Raw genomic sequence first — 17,525 nt, 5'->3', positions numbered from 1 at the left:
CTGTCTTGGGGGTCTACGACCTCGGGGGTCGTCGGGCGTTCCGGCCCGGGGTGGGGGAAGAACGTGATGCCGTTAGGCGGTGTTCGGCGGGTGCCCTCGGAGCGGTGAGCCCCAAACGGCCCCGGAACACGACCTAGCCGACGACACCCTTGAGCGCGTCCCGGAGTTCGGTCGCCTCGTCCGGCGTCAACTCGACGACCAGGCGTCCGCCTCCCTCCAGCGGGACCCGCATGATGATGCCGCGACCCTCCTTGGTGACCTCCATCGGCCCGTCGCTGGTCCTCGGCTTCATCGCCGCCATGCCATCTCCCCTTTCTAGGTGTTCCTCGCGGGTGACCGGGGCCGACCCACAGCACCGGCGCCGATCCGCTTGGCCCGTCTCGGCTCCGGAGCCGTAGGCCGGTTCCGCGTGACTCGCGTCCGCGTGGCTTGAGGGACGGGAATCACTCTTCGACCATTATCTCGGAGGTTCGCCCCCGTGTGTGCGCCGGAGGCCAGCCGGGCCGTCGCCAGCAGCCAACGAGGAAACGTCGGTCAGTAAGGTTATATCGGTACTGACCGAAACTCGGTGAGAGCACGAGGTCACGCCCAGCCCGCCACCGCGGGACGACGGCCCTGACCCCGGAGCCCGGTGGCACTCTCACAACAACCGTGACCTGCGCTTTCGTCCCAGACCACGGGTCCTTTCCCCGGGAGTCGCCGTTCTGGCTTCCCGAAGCAGGCGAATTCTGGACAAAGCAGATTTTCGACCATCGAAGCGGTTGGCCAGGCGGAGGGAATCCGACTGACCGGATCAGCCCAGGTCGCCCGTCGCGGCCATGTCGCCCGTCGAGGTCATCCTGGTGCCCTCGTCGGTGACCGAGGACCACTCCGCCCTCAGACCGCCGTCCGCGGAGGGCCACACGGTCAACTCGGCGTCGTCCACACACCGCTTCTGGGGATCCGCGGTCTCGGTGTAGACGTAGACCCGGCGGGCGTTGTCGCCCGCGGACAGCACGAGCGTCCCCGAGCAGGCGAAGGTCGTCCATGCGGTGCTGCCGCGCTCGGCGCCCTCCTCGATCCGCACCTCGGCGTGCCAGTCGGCGACGTGCTCGCCCTCGGTGTCCACCTGGACCATCTCACCGGACCAGGCACCGACGAAGTCCTCGGCCGGCGCGACGGCCTCCTGCGCGGGCTCGCCGTTCGCCAGCAGAGCCCACGCGGTGGCCCCTCCGCCGACCAGGAGGACGGCCAGCACGACCGAGACCAGAACTCCGATCTGGCGACGGCGCCTGTTGTTGTGCCGGGACGACCGGGGCGGCGGCCACAGGGACAGCTGCACCGGGGAGGCGGCTGTCGCGGAGGATGCGGGCCCCTCGTGCCCGTCGTCGGCTCCCGACTCCAGTTCGGCTGCTGTGTCCATGCTCGCCATCCTCAACGGTGCTGCACCCACTCCGACGGAGCGGGGATACGCGGATACAGCGACTGAGGATAGAGCACGCGAACCCAGCGGATTCGCCCAAGAAGGGCACGGGCACTGTGACGCACGGCATACGGGCAACCGAACACCAGGTCAGGAACGCGCCACCGCGGGAACTCCGAAACCCCTCCGGCGCCCGGCCGGGCGCCNGGCGCCGGAGGCAGCCGGTCACCGACGATCGTCACCGGCCGACGTGTCGCCGGAGTCGGAGGTCCCCTCGGCGGTGGCTCCGTCGGTGGCGGCTTCGCCGGCCGGTGCCCCGGCGGACGCGGTCCCCTCGGAGGTCGTCCCCCCAGGCGTCGCCGCACTGGTTCCGCCCCTCGGGGCCGTGGTCCGGACGGCCGTGGCCCCGGTGGACGTGGACCCGGTGGCGGCGTCGCCCGTCCTCCCCGAACCGTTCCCCGGACCCCACGCCTCGGGGGCGTAGGCGTCACCGGGCAGACCGGATCCTGGCCGCGGGCCGGTCCCCTCCGGAAGGTAGGAGGGGTCGAGGCGGGACAGGCGCCACTCCAGGTCCTGGATGCGCTCCTCGCGCTCGCGCAGCGTGCCGGTGAGGCGCAGCAGCATCTCGTCCACGGCGCGCACGTGGTAACCCCACAGGGCGAGGGGCAGCATCATGCGGCCGAGGTCGTGCGCCTTCACGGGACGGTCGTCGGGCAGGTTCAGAGGGGGGTAGTCGGCCTCGAAGCGGGCGAGCTGGCCGCCCTTGCCGAGCACGATGAAGACGACACCGACGAGGACGGCCAGTGCGGCGGCGGCGACGAGGACCATGATGAGAACAGGCACGAAACCGATCGTGCCACACCCGTCACCGTCCCCCTACTGCTCGGGTCCGGGCCGTTCCTCCGACTGCTCGTGCTGGCGGGCGATGTCCAGGTGCGACTTGCGGATGATGTCGACCACCTCGTCGAGGTCGTCGGTCACCTGGACCAGTTCCATGTCGTGCGACTTGATCAGCCCGTTCTCCAACAGGCTGTTCTCGATCCAGTCCCGCAACCCGCCCCAGAACTCGGTACCGATGAGCACGATGGGAAAGCGGGTGACCTTGTTGGTCTGCACGAGGGTGGCCGCCTCGAACAGCTCGTCCAGGGTGCCGAAGCCGCCGGGCAGGACCACGAACGCCTGCGAGTACTTCACGAACATCGTCTTGCGGACGAAGAAGTACCGGAAGGTCACGCCGACGTCGACGTAGTCGTTGAGGGTCTGCTCGAACGGCAGCTCGATACCGAGCCCCACGGACAGCCCGCCCGCCTCCTGGGCGCCCCTGTTGGCGGCCTCCATCATCCCCGGTCCGCCGCCGGTGATGGTGGCGTATCCCGCCTCCGCGAGCTTGGCGCCCATCTGGACGCCGAGGTCGTAGTAGTGGCTCCCCGGACGGAGTCGGGCCGAACCGAACACGCTCACCGCCGAGGGAAGCTCCGAGAGCAGGCCGAAGCCCTCCACGAACTCCGACTGGATGCGCAGCACCCGCCACGGGTCGGTGTGTACCCAGTCCGTGGGACCGCGCTGGTCGAGGAGGCGCTGGTCGGTGGTGGTGTTGGGGATGGAGCGGCCCCGGTAGGTGAGGGGCCCCGCGCGTCGTACGTTCTCCTGTGGTTCTTCCGTCATGCCGTAAAGCTATCCGCGTGAAACCGGCTCACACCTCAACCACACGTGTCACGCGCGTGGCCGCGAACGGACGGTTCGCCGTCATCACCCGTGTCGGGACCGGTCAGAGCGCCTTCACATCCGATGTGCCGCGAAGGCCGGGCCACGCGTGTTCGACGACACGTCCGGCCCTCACCGCGTTCGCGGCCATGACCGGACGTCGGCGTCCGCGGCCCGAAGGCCTGGCGGCCCTGGGGTCTGTTTTCTGGACCGGTCTCGGCTTGTGGGGGTTGGTTCGGGCGCCCACGGGGTTCTGGAGGGCCGGAGACGGATTCGTGAGGAACGGGCGAACCCGTCGTAGGCGCCGAGGGTTCCCGTGCTCCGGGCGCCCGAACACGGACCGAAGCGGAGCGAAGGTCCAAAAACACCGCCTAGCGGTCGCCCCTCAACCAGGAGACCATGCGCTCCTCGGCCTCGTGGATCTTGGCGATCTCGGCGTACTCGTCCCTGGTGTGGGCGAGCATCGGGTCCCCGGGGCCGTAGTTGACGGCGGGCACGCCCAGTTCGGAGAAGCGGGACACGTCGGTCCAGCCGAGCTTCGCGCGGGCGTTCCCCTCCCCCACGGCGTCGACGAACGCCGCCGCGGAGGGATCGTCCAGCCCCGGCCGGGCCGGAGCGGCGGCGTCGACGACCTCGACCCCGAACCCGTCGAAGACCTCCCGCAGGTGGGCCTCGGCGTCGGCGACGGACAGGTCCGGGGCGAACCGGTAGTTGACCTTGACCACGCACTCGTCGGGGATGACGTTGCCCGCGACCCCGCCCTCGATGAACACGGCGTTGAGCCCCTCGTGGAAGCGCAACCCCTCCACCTCCGGCTCACGCGGCGTGTAGGCGCGCAGAACGTCCAGGATCGCCCCGGCCCCGTGGATGGCGTTCTCCCCCATCCACGAGCGCGCGCTGTGGGAACGCCTGCCCCTGGCGGTGACCTCCACGCGCATGGTGCCCTGGCACCCGCCCTCGATGACGCCGTCGGTGGGCTCCATGAGGATCGCGAAGTCCCCGGCCAGCCAGTCGGGGTGGTTCCGCGCCATGCGGAGCAGGCCGTTGCGGGAGGCGTCGACCTCCTCGTTGTCGTAGAAGACGTAGGTGACGTCGTGCACGGGTTCCGTGACCAGGGCTGCCATCCTGAGCTGGACGGCGACACCGGCCTTCATGTCGGAGGTCCCGCACCCGTAGAGACGCCCGTCATCCGTGTGGGAGGGCACGTTGTCCACGATGGGGACCGTGTCGATGTGCCCGGCGACGACGACCCTGCGGGGACGCCCGAGGTCCGTGCGCGCGACCACGGCGTCGCCGTCGCGGCTGACGGTGAGGTGGGGCAGGGCCGACAGGGCGTCCTCGACCGCGTCCGCGAGCACCTTCTCGTCGCCGCTCTCCGAACGGATGTCCACGAGGGAGGCGGTCAGCACCGCCGCGTCCGAGGTCAGGTCCAGCATGTGTCGCCCCGTTTCGGTGAGGTTGGGAGGCTCCTGGGAGACGTCTCCCCGGAGCGCGCTGTCCCTACAGTCTGGGGCAATCGTGGGGACGGACGGAAACCGCGCCGAAACGGCCGGGGCGCCCTCCGCGTACGAAGGACGCCCCGGTGACAGCCGACGGAAGCCGCCAGCGGCCGACCACGGGGGTTCCGGCCCCGGCGCTTCGTGGACGATCGTGTACTTACCACGAGGTTCGGCGGTCGAGGCGGGCTACAGGGACAGGATCAACGCGGACGGAACCCCGTGCGCCGCACCGGTGACGGTCCCGGGCAGCCCGCCAGACGCTCGGACACTCGGACGTCCGGGTGCTTCAGGCGTTGACGCCGTGCTCGCGGAGCAGGTCGTTCAGGGCGAGCTTGTCGTGCTCCTGCCCCTCCTGGAGGCGCTTGAGCACGAGCAGCACCGGCATGCCGAAGTCGCCGCCGGGGAAGCTCTTGGTCCGGTTGGCGGTGACGCACACCGACCAGGCCGGGGCCTCGCCCCGCGCGAGCTCCTCGCCGGTCTCGGCGTCGAACACGCGGGTGGAGGAGGTCAGGATGGTGCCCGCGCCGAGCTTGGCGCCCCTGCGCACACGGGCGCCCTCGACGACCATGCTGCGGGACCCGAGGAACGCGTCGTCCTCGATGATCACCGGGGAGGCCTGCGGCGGTTCGAGCACGCCGCCGACGCCGACGCCGCCGGACAGGTGGACGTTCTCGCCGACCTGGGCACAGGAGCCGACCGTGGCCCAGGTGTCGACCATCGTGCCGGAGCCGACGTGGGCGCCGATGTTGGTGAAGGACGGCATCAGGACGACGCCGGGCGCGATGTGGGCGCCCCAGCGGGCGATCGCGCCGGGGACGACGCGGACGCCGTCGAAACGGGTCTTGAGCGGTACGCGGTCGTGGTGGTAGAAGTCGCCGACGTGCGACTCCTTCATCTCCAGGACCTTGAAACCGAGGAGGATGGAACGCTTGGCGCGCTCGTCGACCACGACCTCGTCGGTCGAGGGGTCGACGAAGGCCACACGGGCCTTGCCCTCGTCGATCTGGTCGATCGCGCCGATGATGGTCTCACGGGCCTCGGTGTGGCCGGGGGTGAGCTCGGAGCGGGTCTCCCAGAGTTCGTCGATCTGGACGGGCAGCGGACTGGAGTACGAGCTGGTCATGTGCACCCACGTTAGCCGCTCGCCGGGGGCAGGGGGGAATCCCGGTCCGGATGTGCCGGTCGCCTCCTCCGGCGGCCCCTGGTACTCCGCGTGGCGACGGCTACAATTCGGCCGTGGCGCCGCGCGCGCCCCCGCGCGACGCTCCCTTCCGGACAGCGCGCCCATCTGTCGCCGACCCTTGGTTCGCCTGTGCCCAGTAAGCGCCGGAGGTTCTCCGCCTTCGTCAAGATCCTGCTCGCCCTGACCCTCGTCTGCGGCACCCTCGTCGCCGGGTCGTACTACGTGCTGACCACGTTCGAGCCGATCGACGCCACTCCCCCGCCCGAGCCGGGCTGCCGCCTGACACTGTCGGACGGCGAGTACGTGATGGAGGTCCCACAGGCCGCGAACGCGGCCACGGTGGGCGGTGTGGCGTTCAGCCGGGACCTTCCCCCGGAGGCCGTGACGGTCGCCTACGCGACGGTGTGGCAGGAGTCGTCGTTCCACAACGTGGAGTACGGCGACCGGGACTCCCTCGGGCTGTTCCAGCAGCGGCCGTCCCAGGAGTGGGGCGACCCGGAGGAGATCCTCGACCAGGTCTACGCCAGCGCGGCGTTCTACGACGCGCTGACGGAGGTGGAGGGCTGGGGGGACCTCCCGGTGTACGAGGCGGCCCAGGCGGTGCAGCGCAGCGCCGACGGCTACGCCTACGACCAGCACGAGATGCTGTCCGAGCGGATGACCGAGGTCCTCACCGGAACACGGGGAGCGGCGTTGACGTGCTGGTACGACGCCGCGGGGCTGGAGGAGCTGCGCGCCGCCGAGGCGGACCCGGCCGCCGCCCGGGAGGAGATGGCACGGGTGTTCGGCACGGACCCGGCGGATCTGCCGCTGCCCGGTGACGAGGACCCGCGCACCGGTGACCTGGGATGGGCGATGGCCCTGTGGGCGGTCGCGCACGCCGACGAGTACGGGCTGACGTCGGTGGCCTACGGCGACCAGCGGTGGAGCGCGTCGGACGGTGTCGAGGACGCCGAGGCCTGGACCACCACCGAAGGCACCGGCACCGGGGGCCGCGTCGTCCTGGAGCCGGATCCCCAGTCATGAGGCGACGGGCCCGGGCACGGGCCCCGTCCGGCTGTCGGACACACCGCCGCCGACACCCACTCGGAGACGCGGCGGCGCACCCAGGAACCTCACCAGGCACCCTCTCCTCGCCCAGCCCCGGGCCCCACCGGACGTCCACCTCCCACTCAGGCCAGGTGCCCCACTGGTCACCCGCCCCCGCTCAGCGCACGACAAGGGCCTCGGGCGCTCCAACAGCCCCGCCTTTCACCGGGAAACCCGGCAGCGACCTCTGGCACCCCACCGGCCGCCCACTTCCCGGCGGCGCGGTCACGCCCCTCGGGCCAGGCGCCTGGCGGCGGCCTCCACACGCTCGTCGGTGGCGGTGAACGCCACGCGTACGTGGCCCGCCCCCGCGGGGCCGTAGAAGTCCCCGGGAGCGACCAGGACGCCGCGTTCGGCGAGGTGGGCGACCGCGCCCCAGGCGTCGTGGTCGGGGTGGCCGGCCCACAGGTACAGCCCGGCGTCGGAGTGCTCGACCCGCCACCCCGCGCCCTCCAGGGCCTCGCGGAGCCTGGCGCGGCGGGACCGGTAGCGCTCCTTCTGCTCGACGGCGTGCGCGTCGTCGTCCAGGGCCGCCCCCATGGCCGCCTGGACGGGGGCCGGGACGATCATCCCGGCGTGCTTGCGCACGGCCAGCAGCTCCTCGACGAGGGCGGGATCACCGGCGAGGAAGGCGGCGCGGTACCCGGCGAGGTTGGAGCGCTTGGACAGGGAGTGCACGGCCAGCAGGTTCTCGTGGGAGCCGCCGCACACGTCCGGGTGCAGGATGGACACCGGCTCGGTGCCGTCCCATCCCAGGTCGAGGTAGCACTCGTCGGAGGCCACGATCGCTCCGCGCTGACGCGCCCACTCCACGACCTTGCGCAGGTGCGCGGTGCCCAGGACCCGGCCGGTCGGGTTGCTCGGTGAGTTCACCCACACCAGTCCCACGGGCGCGGGGCCGAGCGCGGTCAGGCCGTCGGAGGCCACCGGGGTGGCCCCGGCGACGCGTGCACCGATGTCGTAGGTGGGGTAGGCCAGCTCGGGGTGGACGACCGTGTCGCCCTCGCCCAGGCCGAGGAGGGTGGGCAGCCAGGCCACGAGTTCCTTGGAACCCACCGTGGGCAGGACCGCGCCCTCGGCGACGCGCACGCCGTGGCGGCGTTCCAGCCACCCCACGATGGACGAGCGCAGCTTCGGGGTGCCCCAGGTCTGCGGGTACCCGGGCGCGTCGGCGGCGTCGGCGAGGGCCTTGCGCAGGATGGCGGGCACCGGGTCGACCGGGGTACCGACGGACAGGTCGACGATGCCGCCGGAGTGCTCGGAGGCCCTCCGCTTGTACGGCGCCAGCCGGTCCCACGGGAAGGTCGGGAGCCGGTCCGCCACGGGTCGCCGCTCGGCCATCGGTGCACACTCCGTCCAGGTCGGGTCTTCACAGGAATCGCGCCGACCCCGCCACGGGGGTCGGCGCGAGGGCACACGCCGCTGACCGCGCCCGCGCACCCTCTGCGCCATGGGGGTGCGGCGGGCGTTCACACGGTCGGTGCGCCGGGACCCCGCCCGGCGCACCGCGGGCTACTCGGCCTGCGGCGGCAGCTTGGCCACGAGCGGGTGGTCCCGGTCGATCTTGCCGACCTTGGAGGCGCCGCCCGGGGAGCCCAGGTCGTCGAAGAAATCGACGTTGGCCTTGTAGAAGTCGGACCACTGCTCGGGCAGGTCGTCCTCGTAGTAGATGGCCTCCACCGGGCAGACCGGCTCGCACGCGCCGCAGTCAACGCACTCATCCGGGTGGATATAGAGCATGCGGTCGCCCTCGTAGATGCAGTCCACGGGGCACTCGTCAATGCACGCCTTGTCCAGCACATCAACACAGGGCTGCGCGATGACGTAGGTCACGTCGTACTCCTTGTCTCACCCCCGCTGTCCCACGGGGGAGGCGGGGATCTTCGCAGGCTCCCGGGCCGGCACGGCGTGCGGGCGCCCTGCCCCTGTTCCCGGGCTCTGCAAGCGATTGGCACAGATGTCGTGGTCCTAGTATGACGGCGGAGAACATCGAGCGCACAATCGGGGGGCATTTCCTTGCACATGGGAGGGCGTCTCGTCCACAGGATCTCCCCTGAGGACGTCGGTCGGAGAGTCTCTGTACGAATCCGCCTCCCTGAGGGCGGCTTCACCGATATCGTCGGTGTCGTGGAGTCCTGGGACGGCGGTGTCCTCACCATGCGCCGACGTGACGGCTCCGCGGTGGAGGTCGTGGAGTCGACCATCGCCGCGAGCCGTGTCGTTCCCCCCGTACCCCCCCGACGCCGCGGCGGGCAGCCGCCGCGGACGCCCTGAACCCCGGGGTCCACGAGAGCGAGGCGCCGTCCGTCCGGCGGTCGGCGCCCGGCGCGCATGTCGCGCCTGAACAGAGGCATTCTTCGCCCTGTGCGGGGTAGAAGACGCACATCCCGGAGTGGGTCCAGACCAGCCCGCCGAGGGACCGAGAACGAAGCATCGCGCCCCCCGGCGTCACATCCACGCGGAACGGGCGCTTGGTACGCGGGGAGGTGGTGAGCGCCCGTCATGCGCGAAGCAGTAGCGTCCGCCCTCGCCGAGTTGGCCCGCCGGGACGAGCGGGCGGCCGAGATGGCCCGTGCCGCGTTGGACACGCTGGCGCCGGAGCAGGAGATCGAGAGACTCAACCAGCACGCCGTCCAGCGGTTCTGTTGGTTCGAACTACCGGCCCGCTACGACTCCGCCGAGGACCGGCTGTTCGCGGTCCGCTCCCTCAGCTCCCTCTTCGCCCTCCTCCAGCTGCACCGGTATTCGCAGATCTGCTCGGCTCCGGAGACCGCGACCCTGCTCACCGTCTACGGCGAGGACCACTCCGCGGGACTGGCGATGTACGAGCGGCTCATGTGGGAGTCGGGTACGGAACCGCCGGACCTGCCCGAGCTGACCTGGGGGACGGCGGTCGGCAACGCCGAGATCCGGGCCCGGCACGAGACAGCGTCGGCGCTGGAGCTGGCGATCACCCTGGGCGACGTGCGGCCGGGCAAGCGCGGGTGGCGGCCCGCGCAGGAGCGTTTCGCCCGGTCGTTCCTCACCCAGCCGGACAACCGCGGGCTGAGCCATCTGGACCGGATACGCGAGGAGCGCGTGCGGGCCTGGTTGAGCTCGTCGGCGCAGCCGCACCGCCAACGCCTGTGGCCGCTGGTGGGACAGATCATCGCGGGCGCCGACGTGCCGCGCGGAGCGGAGGCGGCGATGGCCCCGCTGCAACGGCTCCTGGACCTGGCGGCGGAGGGGATCGCGCTCACCCAGATCGGTTACATCTCACCGAGCGTGGTGCGGCAGATGTGCGTGGACTTCGGATGGCGGACCACACCCGAGCCGCCGCGCAGTGAGACCGACGCCACCCAGCTGATCGCCCTGCACCAGGCGCTGCGGGGAATGCGGGCGGTGCGCCGGTCGGGCCGCCGTCTGGTCCTGACCCGGCGCGGCCGGCAGCTGCGGGAGGACCCCGGGGCGCTGTGGCAGGCGGCCACCGAGACCCTGTGCCGCACCGGCGGCCTGGAGCAGGCGGCGGCGGAGACGCTGCTGGGCATGTTGCTGACGCGCACCCCGCAGGGCACCGGTTCGCACGCGCGGCGCGGCGAGACGGACGTGGAGGCGGCCGAGAGGGCGCTGACCGAGTCGGGGTGGGTGCCGGTGGAACCGCCCGTGGCCTCGGGACGGCACGCGGCCTCGCACCGGCGCACGGCCGAGGCCGCGTCGGACCAGGTGCGTGCGCTGGTGATGGCGGTGAGCTGGTTGCTGGAGACGTTGGGGCTGCTCACCGGCGAGGACGGTGCCGGACGCCGGGAGCTGACCGCCCCGGGCCGGGCGTTCGCGATCGCCAGCCTGCACCAGTCGGCGGTGGCGCCCCGGGCCGTGGTCTGAGGTTCCTGGGTGCGTGCCTGGTCAGATCCTGTCACCTGGGCTCCGCACAGGTGCTCTGGCGCCTTCCCGGAGCGTTTCCCCTCATCGGCCACCCGCTGCGAGAAGGTGCCGACCAGGGCCTAACCTGGAGCGCGAACCACCCGAGACCAGCAGGAGCACCATGCCCGCGCCCCAGCCGCCGCGCAAGGCGGAGACGACCGACGTGCCCGAATCCGGCGGGGCAGTCGCCGACCCGTGGGAGCAGATGCCGGAGGACGCCCTCAACCGCCCGAACCTGGGTGGGGGTTCCGAGGACACGGAAACCACCGGGACCGCCGAGGCCGGCGAGGGCCCCGAGGCGACCGCGACTGGCGCGGGCCCCGAGAAGGCTCCGGAGGAGGGCGAGGGCACCGGGACCGCCGAGGCCGACGAGGGCTCCGGGGACGTCAGCGAGGCCGCGACGGAGGAAACGGACGCGGAGGGGACTTCCGAGCAGGACCCGGCCTCCACGCGCACCGAGAGCTGGGCGGACTTCCTGCCCAGCCCGGTGTTCGTCCTGCTGCTGGGCCTGACGGGGTTCGCGGGCTGGCTGTCGTGGACCGCCGTCGAACTGGACTGGGTCGCCGCGGGCACCAGCGTCACCCCGCTGATCCCGCCGCTGCTCATCCTGCTCGGGTGGATCGCCTCCCTGGCCGTCCACGAGTTCGCGCACGCGCTCACCGCCTACCTGGCCGGTGACCGGTCCCTGCGCGGCAGCGCCTATCTGCGGTTCAACCCGTTCGCCTACCGGCAGGCCTTCGCCGGTCTGGTCCTGCCCTCGATCTACCTGTGCCTCGGCCCCTTCGGCATGACCGGCCCGCCCACCTACGTGGACTGGGACCGCATCCCGTCCCGGGGCCGCCGCGCCATGGTGGCGCTCGCCGGGCCGCTGGCCAGCCTCCTGCTGGCCGCCGCGCTCGCCGCCGCGGTGTCGATCCTGGTGCCTCCGGGCAAGGACACCACCAACTGGGCGATCGCCGCGATGGCCTTCCTCTGCTTCGCGAACCTCACGGCCGCCCTGATCAACCTGCTGCCGGTCCCGGGGCTGGACGGCTTCGAGGTGCTGGCCGCATGGACGCGCCGCAGGTGGGTGTCCGTGGCCCGGATCAACGCGCTGTTCGGCTCGGTCGCCGTGTTCGCGATCCTGTGGTTCCCCGGACTCAACGACGTACTCGTGAGGTCGGTCTACTCCCTGTTCGACGTCCTGCTGCCCAACCCGGTGTTCCGCGGGATCGTCTTCTACGGCGAGCTGCTCCTCCAGTTCTGGGCGGCCTGACCCCGGACCGCGACCACGGGAGGCGCCCACGGCGAGCGGCAGCGGGCGACGGGTGGGATCAGCCCTGCCGCCAGGGGCGCGCCTGCGGGGAGGGGCGCACCCGCTGGTAACGCCCGCCGCCGGGCTCGGTGCCGACTCCCTGGGCGTTCCCCGGCCCGGCGCCGACCGGTCCGGGCCCCACGAAGGAGAACACGCCGCTGCGGATCACCGCGAACACCAGCACCAACATCGCCCCGAAGAGGTACGCGTTGTGCATGATGTGGTTGGTGAGCACGAGGTCCCCGCCGGGCATGTAGCCGACCATCGCGATGACCATGACCAGGTAGCCGACCGTGAAGGCCACCGCCCCGGAGGCGCGGCGACTGCCCCACGCGCACAGGCGACAGGCGGCGTAGAGCAGCGTCAGGAAGACCAGCAGTACGAGCACGGTCACGCCCTTGGACGCCGCACCCGCCTCCCAGTACAGGGTCAGCCAGCCCGCACCGGTGGTGGAGACCACCCCCACCAGGGCACCGAACAGCAGCAGGACCACGAAGGTGGCGCCCGTCAGTACCGGGGACAGGAACTCCGGGGTGCCCTCGCCCTTCGCGGGCGGGGCGGTCTCAGGTGTGGTGCTCACAGGAGTCGAGGGTAGACGCTCGTCCCCACCCGTTGGCGCCGAACGCGGCAGGCCCCCGGCGGCCCGGCCGCGACCGTCCGGGGCCGGCACCGCCGCCGGGGCCGCCCCCGGAAGTCACTTCCGACCGGACGGGAACGCAGGCAGCCCCGCGAACAGGTCGGTCTCGTACTCGCCGTGGTGGGTGCGCGGCGTCGGACCCATCAGCAGGGTGAAGTACTCGACGGCGTCGATCTCCTGCGCGATCCCGTTGGACAGCGCGAACCGCTCGCCCTCCACCGTGATCTGGGTGGCGTGGGAGCGCATCGCCAGTGCCTTGGCCGCCCAGTGGTCGGTGGCGTCCACGCGGGTGGTCACCGCCGTGTCGGGGGTCCCCCGGGCGATGTCGGACACCTGTGAGGGCGGCGTGAAGGGGCCCGCCTCCTCGTTGAGCCGGGCGATGGACTCCTCGATGCGTGAGACCGGCTGGGCGATCGCGTAGAGCTTGCGGACCTGCCAGGGCGTGCCGGGCACCGCCCGCTCGGCGGCCCGCATGACGGCCCTGCGGGCGACCCGGTGGGCCTGGATGTGGTCGGGGTGCCCGTAGCCGCCGTGCTCGTCGTAGCTGACCAGCACCTGCGGGCGGACCTCGCGGATGGTCTCCGCCAGGAGCGCGGCGGCCTCCTCCACGTCCGCGCCCCAGAACGCCTTCGGGTGGTCGTTGGTGGACGCGCCCATCATCCCCGAGTCCCGGTAGTGGCCCGGACCACCCAGGAAGCGGTGGTCGCGCACGCCGAGGGCGAGGCAGGCCTTGTCGAGTTCGCCGATCCGGTACTCGCCGAGGGTTCCCTCGCGGTCGGAGGCCAGGTGCGCGAGGTCCTCCGGGATGACCTCACCCTCCTCCCCCAGCGTGCAGGTCACGAGGGTGACCTCGGCCCCCTCCGCCGCGTACTTCGCCAGCGTGGCACCGGTGACGATGCTCTCGTCGTCCGGGTGCGCGTGCACCATCATCAGTCGCCTGTCCATCACGTAGCGAACGATACCGGTCGCGTCCGCGTCCCACCCGCGCATCGCGTACTTCGCCCTCGGGCCGTTTCGTCCCGCGGCCGGCGGCCTCCCCCCGTGTCGGGGACGGCCGGCCACCGGGGAGGGGCCACCCGGACACGTGCGGCATGGGACACAATCGTCCCCATGAGTTTTCCTCGCCAACAGGCCCGTACCCAGCGCTTCACGATCGGTGTTCCACGCGCGTTCCAGATCTCGCCGGACGGACGGCGCGTCGCCTTCCTCCGGGGACGCGACGGAGTGGACACGGCCACGTGTCTGTGGGTGCACGACGCGGAGGGATCGGGAACGTCCGAGGTGTTCGCCGACCCCCGGTCCCTGGGCGCCGACGACGAGAACCTCCCCCCGGAGGAGCGGGCCCGCCGCGAACGGCTGCGTGAGAGCGGCGGCGGGATCGTGTCGTACTCGGTGGACGACGCGTTCACCCGCGCCGTGTTCACCCTGTCCGGCCGGCTGTTCTACGTCGACCTGGTCGGCGACGACACCACGCCCCGCGAACTGCCCGCCGTCACCCCGGTCGTGGACCCGCGCATCAGCCCGGCGGGCGACCGGATCGCCTACGTCAGCGGCGGAGCCGTGCGCGTCATCGACATCGCCGCAGCCGAACCCGACCACGGCGACCGGCTGGTGGCCGAACCGGACGGCCCGAACGTCACCTGGGGTCTGGCCGAACTGGTGGCCGCCGAGGAGATGGGGCGCTACCGGGGCTTCTGGTGGGCCCCGGACGGTTCCTCGCTCGCCGTCACGCGCGTGGACGAGTCCGAGGTGAACACCTGGTACGTGTCCGACCCCGGCAACCCCGGCCAGGAGCCCACCGGCCTGCGCTACCCGCCCGCGGGCGGCGTGAACGCGGACGTGCGCCTGGCCGTGTTCCCGGTCGGCGCGCGCGGGGCCGAGCGGCCCGCTCCCGTCTGGGTGGAGTGGGACCGCGCGGCCCTGCCCTACCTGGCCACGGTCGGGTGGACGACCGGGCCCGACGGCACGCCGACCGTGGTGTTCACCGCGCAGAGCCGCGACCAGCGCACGCTGACCCTGTTCAGCGGCGACCCCGCGACCGGCCTGGTCGCGGAGGTGCGCGAGGAGACCGACGGCGTGTGGGTCGAACTGATGCCGGGCGTGCCCGCCCACACGGGCGCGGGCGATCTGGTGTGGATCGGCCGCGAGGCCGGGGGCGAGCGCCGGGTGTACGTCGGCGGGAACGCGGTCAGCCCCGCCGACGTGTACGTGCGCGGCGTGGTGGACGTGGACGGCAACCGGATCCTGTACTCGGGTTCGCCCGCGGGGAGCCCCGGCGACGTGTCGCTGTGGCTGGTCGAGCTGGACACGGGCCTGTCCGCGCCGGTGGAGGTACCCGGGCACGGGTGCAGCAGGTCACCCGACTCGGGAGCGCACAGCGGTGTGCGTTCGGGGCGGCTGCGCGGCGACACCCTGGTGGTGCAGCACCGGTCGATGGACTTCCCGGGCGTGCGCACGATGGTGCTGCGCGGTGCCAGCACCGAGACGCGCCGGTCCTGCTCGGAGATCGAGAGCCTCGCGGAGGCCCCGGACCTGCCGGAGCCGCGCGTGCGGACCTGGCGCGCGGGTGAGCGGAGGATCCCGACCGCCCTGGTGCTGCCGTCCTGGTACCGGGAGGAACAGCGCCCGCTGCCGGTGCTGATGGCGCCCTACGGCGGTCCGCACGCCCAAAGGGTGCTGAACGCGCGCGGCGCGTACCTGACCGCGCAGTGGTACGCCGAACAGGGGTTCGCGGTGCTCATCGCGGACGGCCGGGGCACGCCGGGGATCGGTGTGGAGTGGGAGCAGAGCGTCCACCTGGACCTGGCCGCGCCGGTGCTGGAGGACCAGGTGGCGGCACTGGCGGACGCGGCGGAGCGGTTCGGGTTCCTGGACGTGTCCCGCGTGGGCATCCACGGCTGGTCGTTCGGCGGGTACCTGGCGGCGCTGGCGGTACTGCGCCGTCCCGACGTGTTCCACGCGGCGGTGGCGGGCGCGCCGGTCATCGACTGGGAGCTGTACGACACCCACTACACCGAGCGCTACCTGGGCACCCCGGAGGGCGAGCCCGGCGCCTACGAGCGCAGTTCGCTGCTGGACGAGGCGGCGAAGCTGGAGCGCCCGCTGATGATGGTCCACGGCCTGGCGGACGACAACGTGGCGTTCGCGCACACGCAGCGGATGTCGTCGGCGCTGATGGCGGCGGGGCGCCCGCACACGGTGCTGCCGCTGTCGGGGGTGACGCACTCGCCCTCGGACCCGACGGTCGCGGAGAACCTGATGCTGCTCCAGGTGGAGTTCCTGAAGGACAACCTGCGCGGCGAGGGATAGCGGGGCCGGCGAGCGGGCGGCGGTCTCCCCGTTCGGGTGAAGCCAGGGAAGCCGTGCCCCCGGTGCCGTGCGCGAGTGCGCGCGGCACCGGGGAGCGGCGGGCTCGACTCAGGAGGTTCCCATGTCCGGGCGCGCCGCCTCCTCGGACGCGGCGATCTCCGACTCGTCCGGGACCGGGATCTCCACCGGCCCGTTGAACTGGAGAAAGCCGACGACCGTGGAGTGGCCGTCCAGGTAGGTACCGCTGACACCTTCTCCCTCCCAACCCTGGTAGGTCTGGAAGTGCTGCGGGTAACCGTCGTCGCCGATCCACAGGTCGAAGGTGATCTCGGCCCCCTCCTCCGGGTTCGCACTCCGGTCGGAGTCACCGACGTAGGTACCGGTGTAGTGGTGGCCCGTGCGCCCGCTCAGGTCAAAGTCCCCGATGACGTAGTCGGCGTAGTCGTTGGCGGGAGGTGCTGACTCTCCCTGGTAAGAGATCTGGCTCTCCTCACCGAAGATCTGTTCGAGGGATTCCACCTGGGTCACCCAATCCGCTCTCGGCTCCTCCTCTCGGTCTTCGGGCCGGTAGAAGTCTCCTTCGACAGGCTCGGTGCCCAGGTTCGAGTCCGTGCGCGCCAGGACGTCGTCCGGCCCCTCCCCGATCTCCAGGAGCGTGTAGATGGCCGGTCCGGCGTGGCTGACCTGCCGGTACCGTGGCTCGGGGTCCTCCGTGTAGGAGTAGAGAACCGGGTTCTCCGGCCCGCGCTCGCTGGAACCGTCCATGGAGTAGCCGAGGTGGCTCGACGCGCCGAGTGCCAGATCGATGGCCTCGGCCACCACCGCCTCCACGTTCTCGGGGTCGGTCTGGACGGTGGGCCGCCCGCCGTCCTCCTCCCCGGTCCCCGTGCCCTCCCCTGTGGTGGTGCCGTTCTCCGTGACGCCGCCCCCGCTCGCGGCCTCCCGCTCCTCACCGGTGCGCACGACCAACCAGGTTCCGACCAGCGCCGCGACCAGGACGACGGCGAGCGCCGCGAACAGCGGCGTCCGGCCGCGACGGCGCACCCGCCGGGGCGCGGGCGCGCTCACTCCGCGCCACTCGGTGGCGAGCAGGCCGGGAACGAGCTCGGTGGCCGGGACGTCCCGCACCGGCTGCACCTGCGTGGCGTTCCAGCCGGAGGTGAGCTCGGTGAGCACCTCGATCGCTCCGGGCCTACGCCCCGGGTCCTTGTCGAAGGCCCGCCGCACCGTGTCCAGGAGTTCGGGTGGCACCCCGTCCAGGTCCGGTTCCTCGTTGCGGGTCCGGTACGACACCGCGTCGACGGATCCCCTGCCGAAGGGGTCCCGGCCGGTGGCGGCGAAGGCGACCAGACCCGCCCAGGCGAACATGTCGGACCGGCCGGTGGCCTCCTGGCCAGCGTACTGCTCGGGCGCGATCCATCCCGGGGTACCCATCAGACCGCCCGTGCGGGTGAGGGCGGTTCCCTCCACGGCGCGGGCGATGCCGAAGTCCAGCACCTTGGGGCCGG

Annotated in this window: 16 protein-coding genes; 5 read left to right on the top strand and 11 right to left on the bottom strand. The window is 72.1% G+C overall.

What is annotated here, in order from left to right; translation table 11 throughout:
• Positions 1 to 133 precede the first annotated feature (133 nt).
• The 6 genes from D455_RS32830 to D455_RS0111165 all read right to left on the bottom strand — a co-directional run bounded on the left by D455_RS32830 (position 134) and on the right by D455_RS0111165 (position 5,728).
• Positions 134 to 301, bottom strand: coding sequence for a DUF3117 domain-containing protein (locus D455_RS32830; RefSeq protein WP_017570816.1), 168 nt, complete (start codon positions 299 to 301; stop codon positions 134 to 136).
• A 492-nt stretch (positions 302 to 793) separates the two neighbouring features.
• The gene (locus D455_RS0111185) at positions 794 to 1,402 is read right to left on the bottom strand and encodes a hypothetical protein (protein ID WP_017570815.1); all 609 of its coding nucleotides are present in this window, start codon (positions 1,400 to 1,402) and stop codon (positions 794 to 796) included.
• 225 nt (positions 1,403 to 1,627) lie between these two features.
• Positions 1,628 to 2,245, bottom strand: coding sequence for a hypothetical protein (locus D455_RS35320; RefSeq protein ID WP_241480230.1), 618 nt, complete (start codon positions 2,243 to 2,245; stop codon positions 1,628 to 1,630).
• A 33-nt stretch (positions 2,246 to 2,278) separates the two neighbouring features.
• Positions 2,279 to 3,067 carry an LOG family protein gene (locus D455_RS0111175; RefSeq protein WP_017570813.1) on the bottom strand — a complete coding sequence of 263 codons (789 nt, stop codon included), beginning with the start codon at positions 3,065 to 3,067 and terminating at the stop codon, positions 2,279 to 2,281.
• A gap of 410 nt (positions 3,068 to 3,477) precedes the next feature.
• Positions 3,478 to 4,542 (bottom strand): succinyl-diaminopimelate desuccinylase, encoded by a 1,065-nt coding sequence (gene dapE, locus D455_RS0111170; protein WP_017570812.1) that lies wholly within the window; start codon positions 4,540 to 4,542, stop codon positions 3,478 to 3,480.
• Positions 4,543 to 4,891: 349 nt separating this feature from the next.
• Positions 4,892 to 5,728 carry a 2,3,4,5-tetrahydropyridine-2,6-dicarboxylate N-succinyltransferase gene (locus tag D455_RS0111165; protein WP_017570811.1) on the bottom strand — a complete coding sequence of 279 codons (837 nt, stop codon included), beginning with the start codon at positions 5,726 to 5,728 and terminating at the stop codon, positions 4,892 to 4,894.
• Between the two features lie 189 nt (positions 5,729 to 5,917).
• Here D455_RS0111165 and D455_RS0111160 point away from each other — a divergent pair, with 189 nt between their 5' ends.
• Positions 5,918 to 6,814, top strand: coding sequence for a hypothetical protein (locus D455_RS0111160; RefSeq protein WP_017570810.1), 897 nt, complete (start codon positions 5,918 to 5,920; stop codon positions 6,812 to 6,814).
• 288 nt (positions 6,815 to 7,102) lie between these two features.
• Here D455_RS0111160 and dapC read toward each other — a convergent pair whose 3' ends face one another.
• Both dapC and fdxA read right to left on the bottom strand, forming a co-directional pair.
• Positions 7,103 to 8,218 (bottom strand): succinyldiaminopimelate transaminase, encoded by a 1,116-nt coding sequence (gene dapC / locus D455_RS0111155; RefSeq protein WP_017570809.1) that lies wholly within the window; start codon positions 8,216 to 8,218, stop codon positions 7,103 to 7,105.
• A gap of 171 nt (positions 8,219 to 8,389) precedes the next feature.
• Positions 8,390 to 8,710 (bottom strand): ferredoxin, encoded by a 321-nt coding sequence (gene fdxA, locus D455_RS0111150; RefSeq protein ID WP_013154907.1) that lies wholly within the window; start codon positions 8,708 to 8,710, stop codon positions 8,390 to 8,392.
• Between the two features lie 183 nt (positions 8,711 to 8,893).
• Here fdxA and D455_RS35315 point away from each other — a divergent pair, with 183 nt between their 5' ends.
• From D455_RS35315 to D455_RS0111140, 3 genes are all read left to right on the top strand, one after another.
• Positions 8,894 to 9,151: a putative acetyltransferase gene (locus D455_RS35315; protein ID WP_083922203.1), complete on the top strand. Its 258-nt coding sequence runs from the start codon at positions 8,894 to 8,896 to the stop codon at positions 9,149 to 9,151.
• Between the two features lie 228 nt (positions 9,152 to 9,379).
• The gene (locus tag D455_RS0111145) at positions 9,380 to 10,738 is read left to right on the top strand and encodes a hypothetical protein (protein WP_026122524.1); all 1,359 of its coding nucleotides are present in this window, start codon (positions 9,380 to 9,382) and stop codon (positions 10,736 to 10,738) included.
• 160 nt (positions 10,739 to 10,898) lie between these two features.
• Positions 10,899 to 12,032, top strand: a complete 1,134-nt coding sequence (locus tag D455_RS0111140; protein WP_017570806.1) for a peptidase M50 — start codon at positions 10,899 to 10,901, stop codon at positions 12,030 to 12,032.
• A 58-nt stretch (positions 12,033 to 12,090) separates the two neighbouring features.
• Here the strand turns inward: D455_RS0111140 and D455_RS0111135 are convergent, their stop codons facing one another.
• Both D455_RS0111135 and mshB read right to left on the bottom strand, forming a co-directional pair.
• On the bottom strand, positions 12,091 to 12,651 hold the full coding sequence (locus D455_RS0111135; protein WP_017570805.1) for a hypothetical protein: 561 nt from the start codon (positions 12,649 to 12,651) through the stop codon (positions 12,091 to 12,093).
• A gap of 114 nt (positions 12,652 to 12,765) precedes the next feature.
• Positions 12,766 to 13,656, bottom strand: a complete 891-nt coding sequence (mshB, locus tag D455_RS0111130; RefSeq protein WP_193789427.1) for an N-acetyl-1-D-myo-inositol-2-amino-2-deoxy-alpha-D-glucopyranoside deacetylase — start codon at positions 13,654 to 13,656, stop codon at positions 12,766 to 12,768.
• 162 nt (positions 13,657 to 13,818) lie between these two features.
• Between mshB and D455_RS0111125 the strand changes: the two genes are divergently transcribed.
• Positions 13,819 to 16,017 carry a S9 family peptidase gene (locus D455_RS0111125; protein ID WP_017570803.1) on the top strand — a complete coding sequence of 733 codons (2,199 nt, stop codon included), beginning with the start codon at positions 13,819 to 13,821 and terminating at the stop codon, positions 16,015 to 16,017.
• 108 nt (positions 16,018 to 16,125) lie between these two features.
• On the opposite strand, the gene D455_RS30055 is transcribed toward D455_RS0111125, so the two are convergent.
• A partial coding sequence (locus D455_RS30055) for a serine/threonine protein kinase (RefSeq protein ID WP_040684792.1) occupies positions 16,126 to 17,525 on the bottom strand: 1,400 nt, incomplete at its 5' end.

This window comes from Nocardiopsis halotolerans DSM 44410, from assembly GCF_000341065.1.
Taxonomy (GTDB): Bacteria; Actinomycetota; Actinomycetes; order Streptosporangiales; family Streptosporangiaceae; genus Nocardiopsis; species Nocardiopsis halotolerans.
The sequence above is the reverse complement of the archived record's forward strand: the minus strand, read 5'-3'. Positions and strand labels throughout refer to the sequence as shown.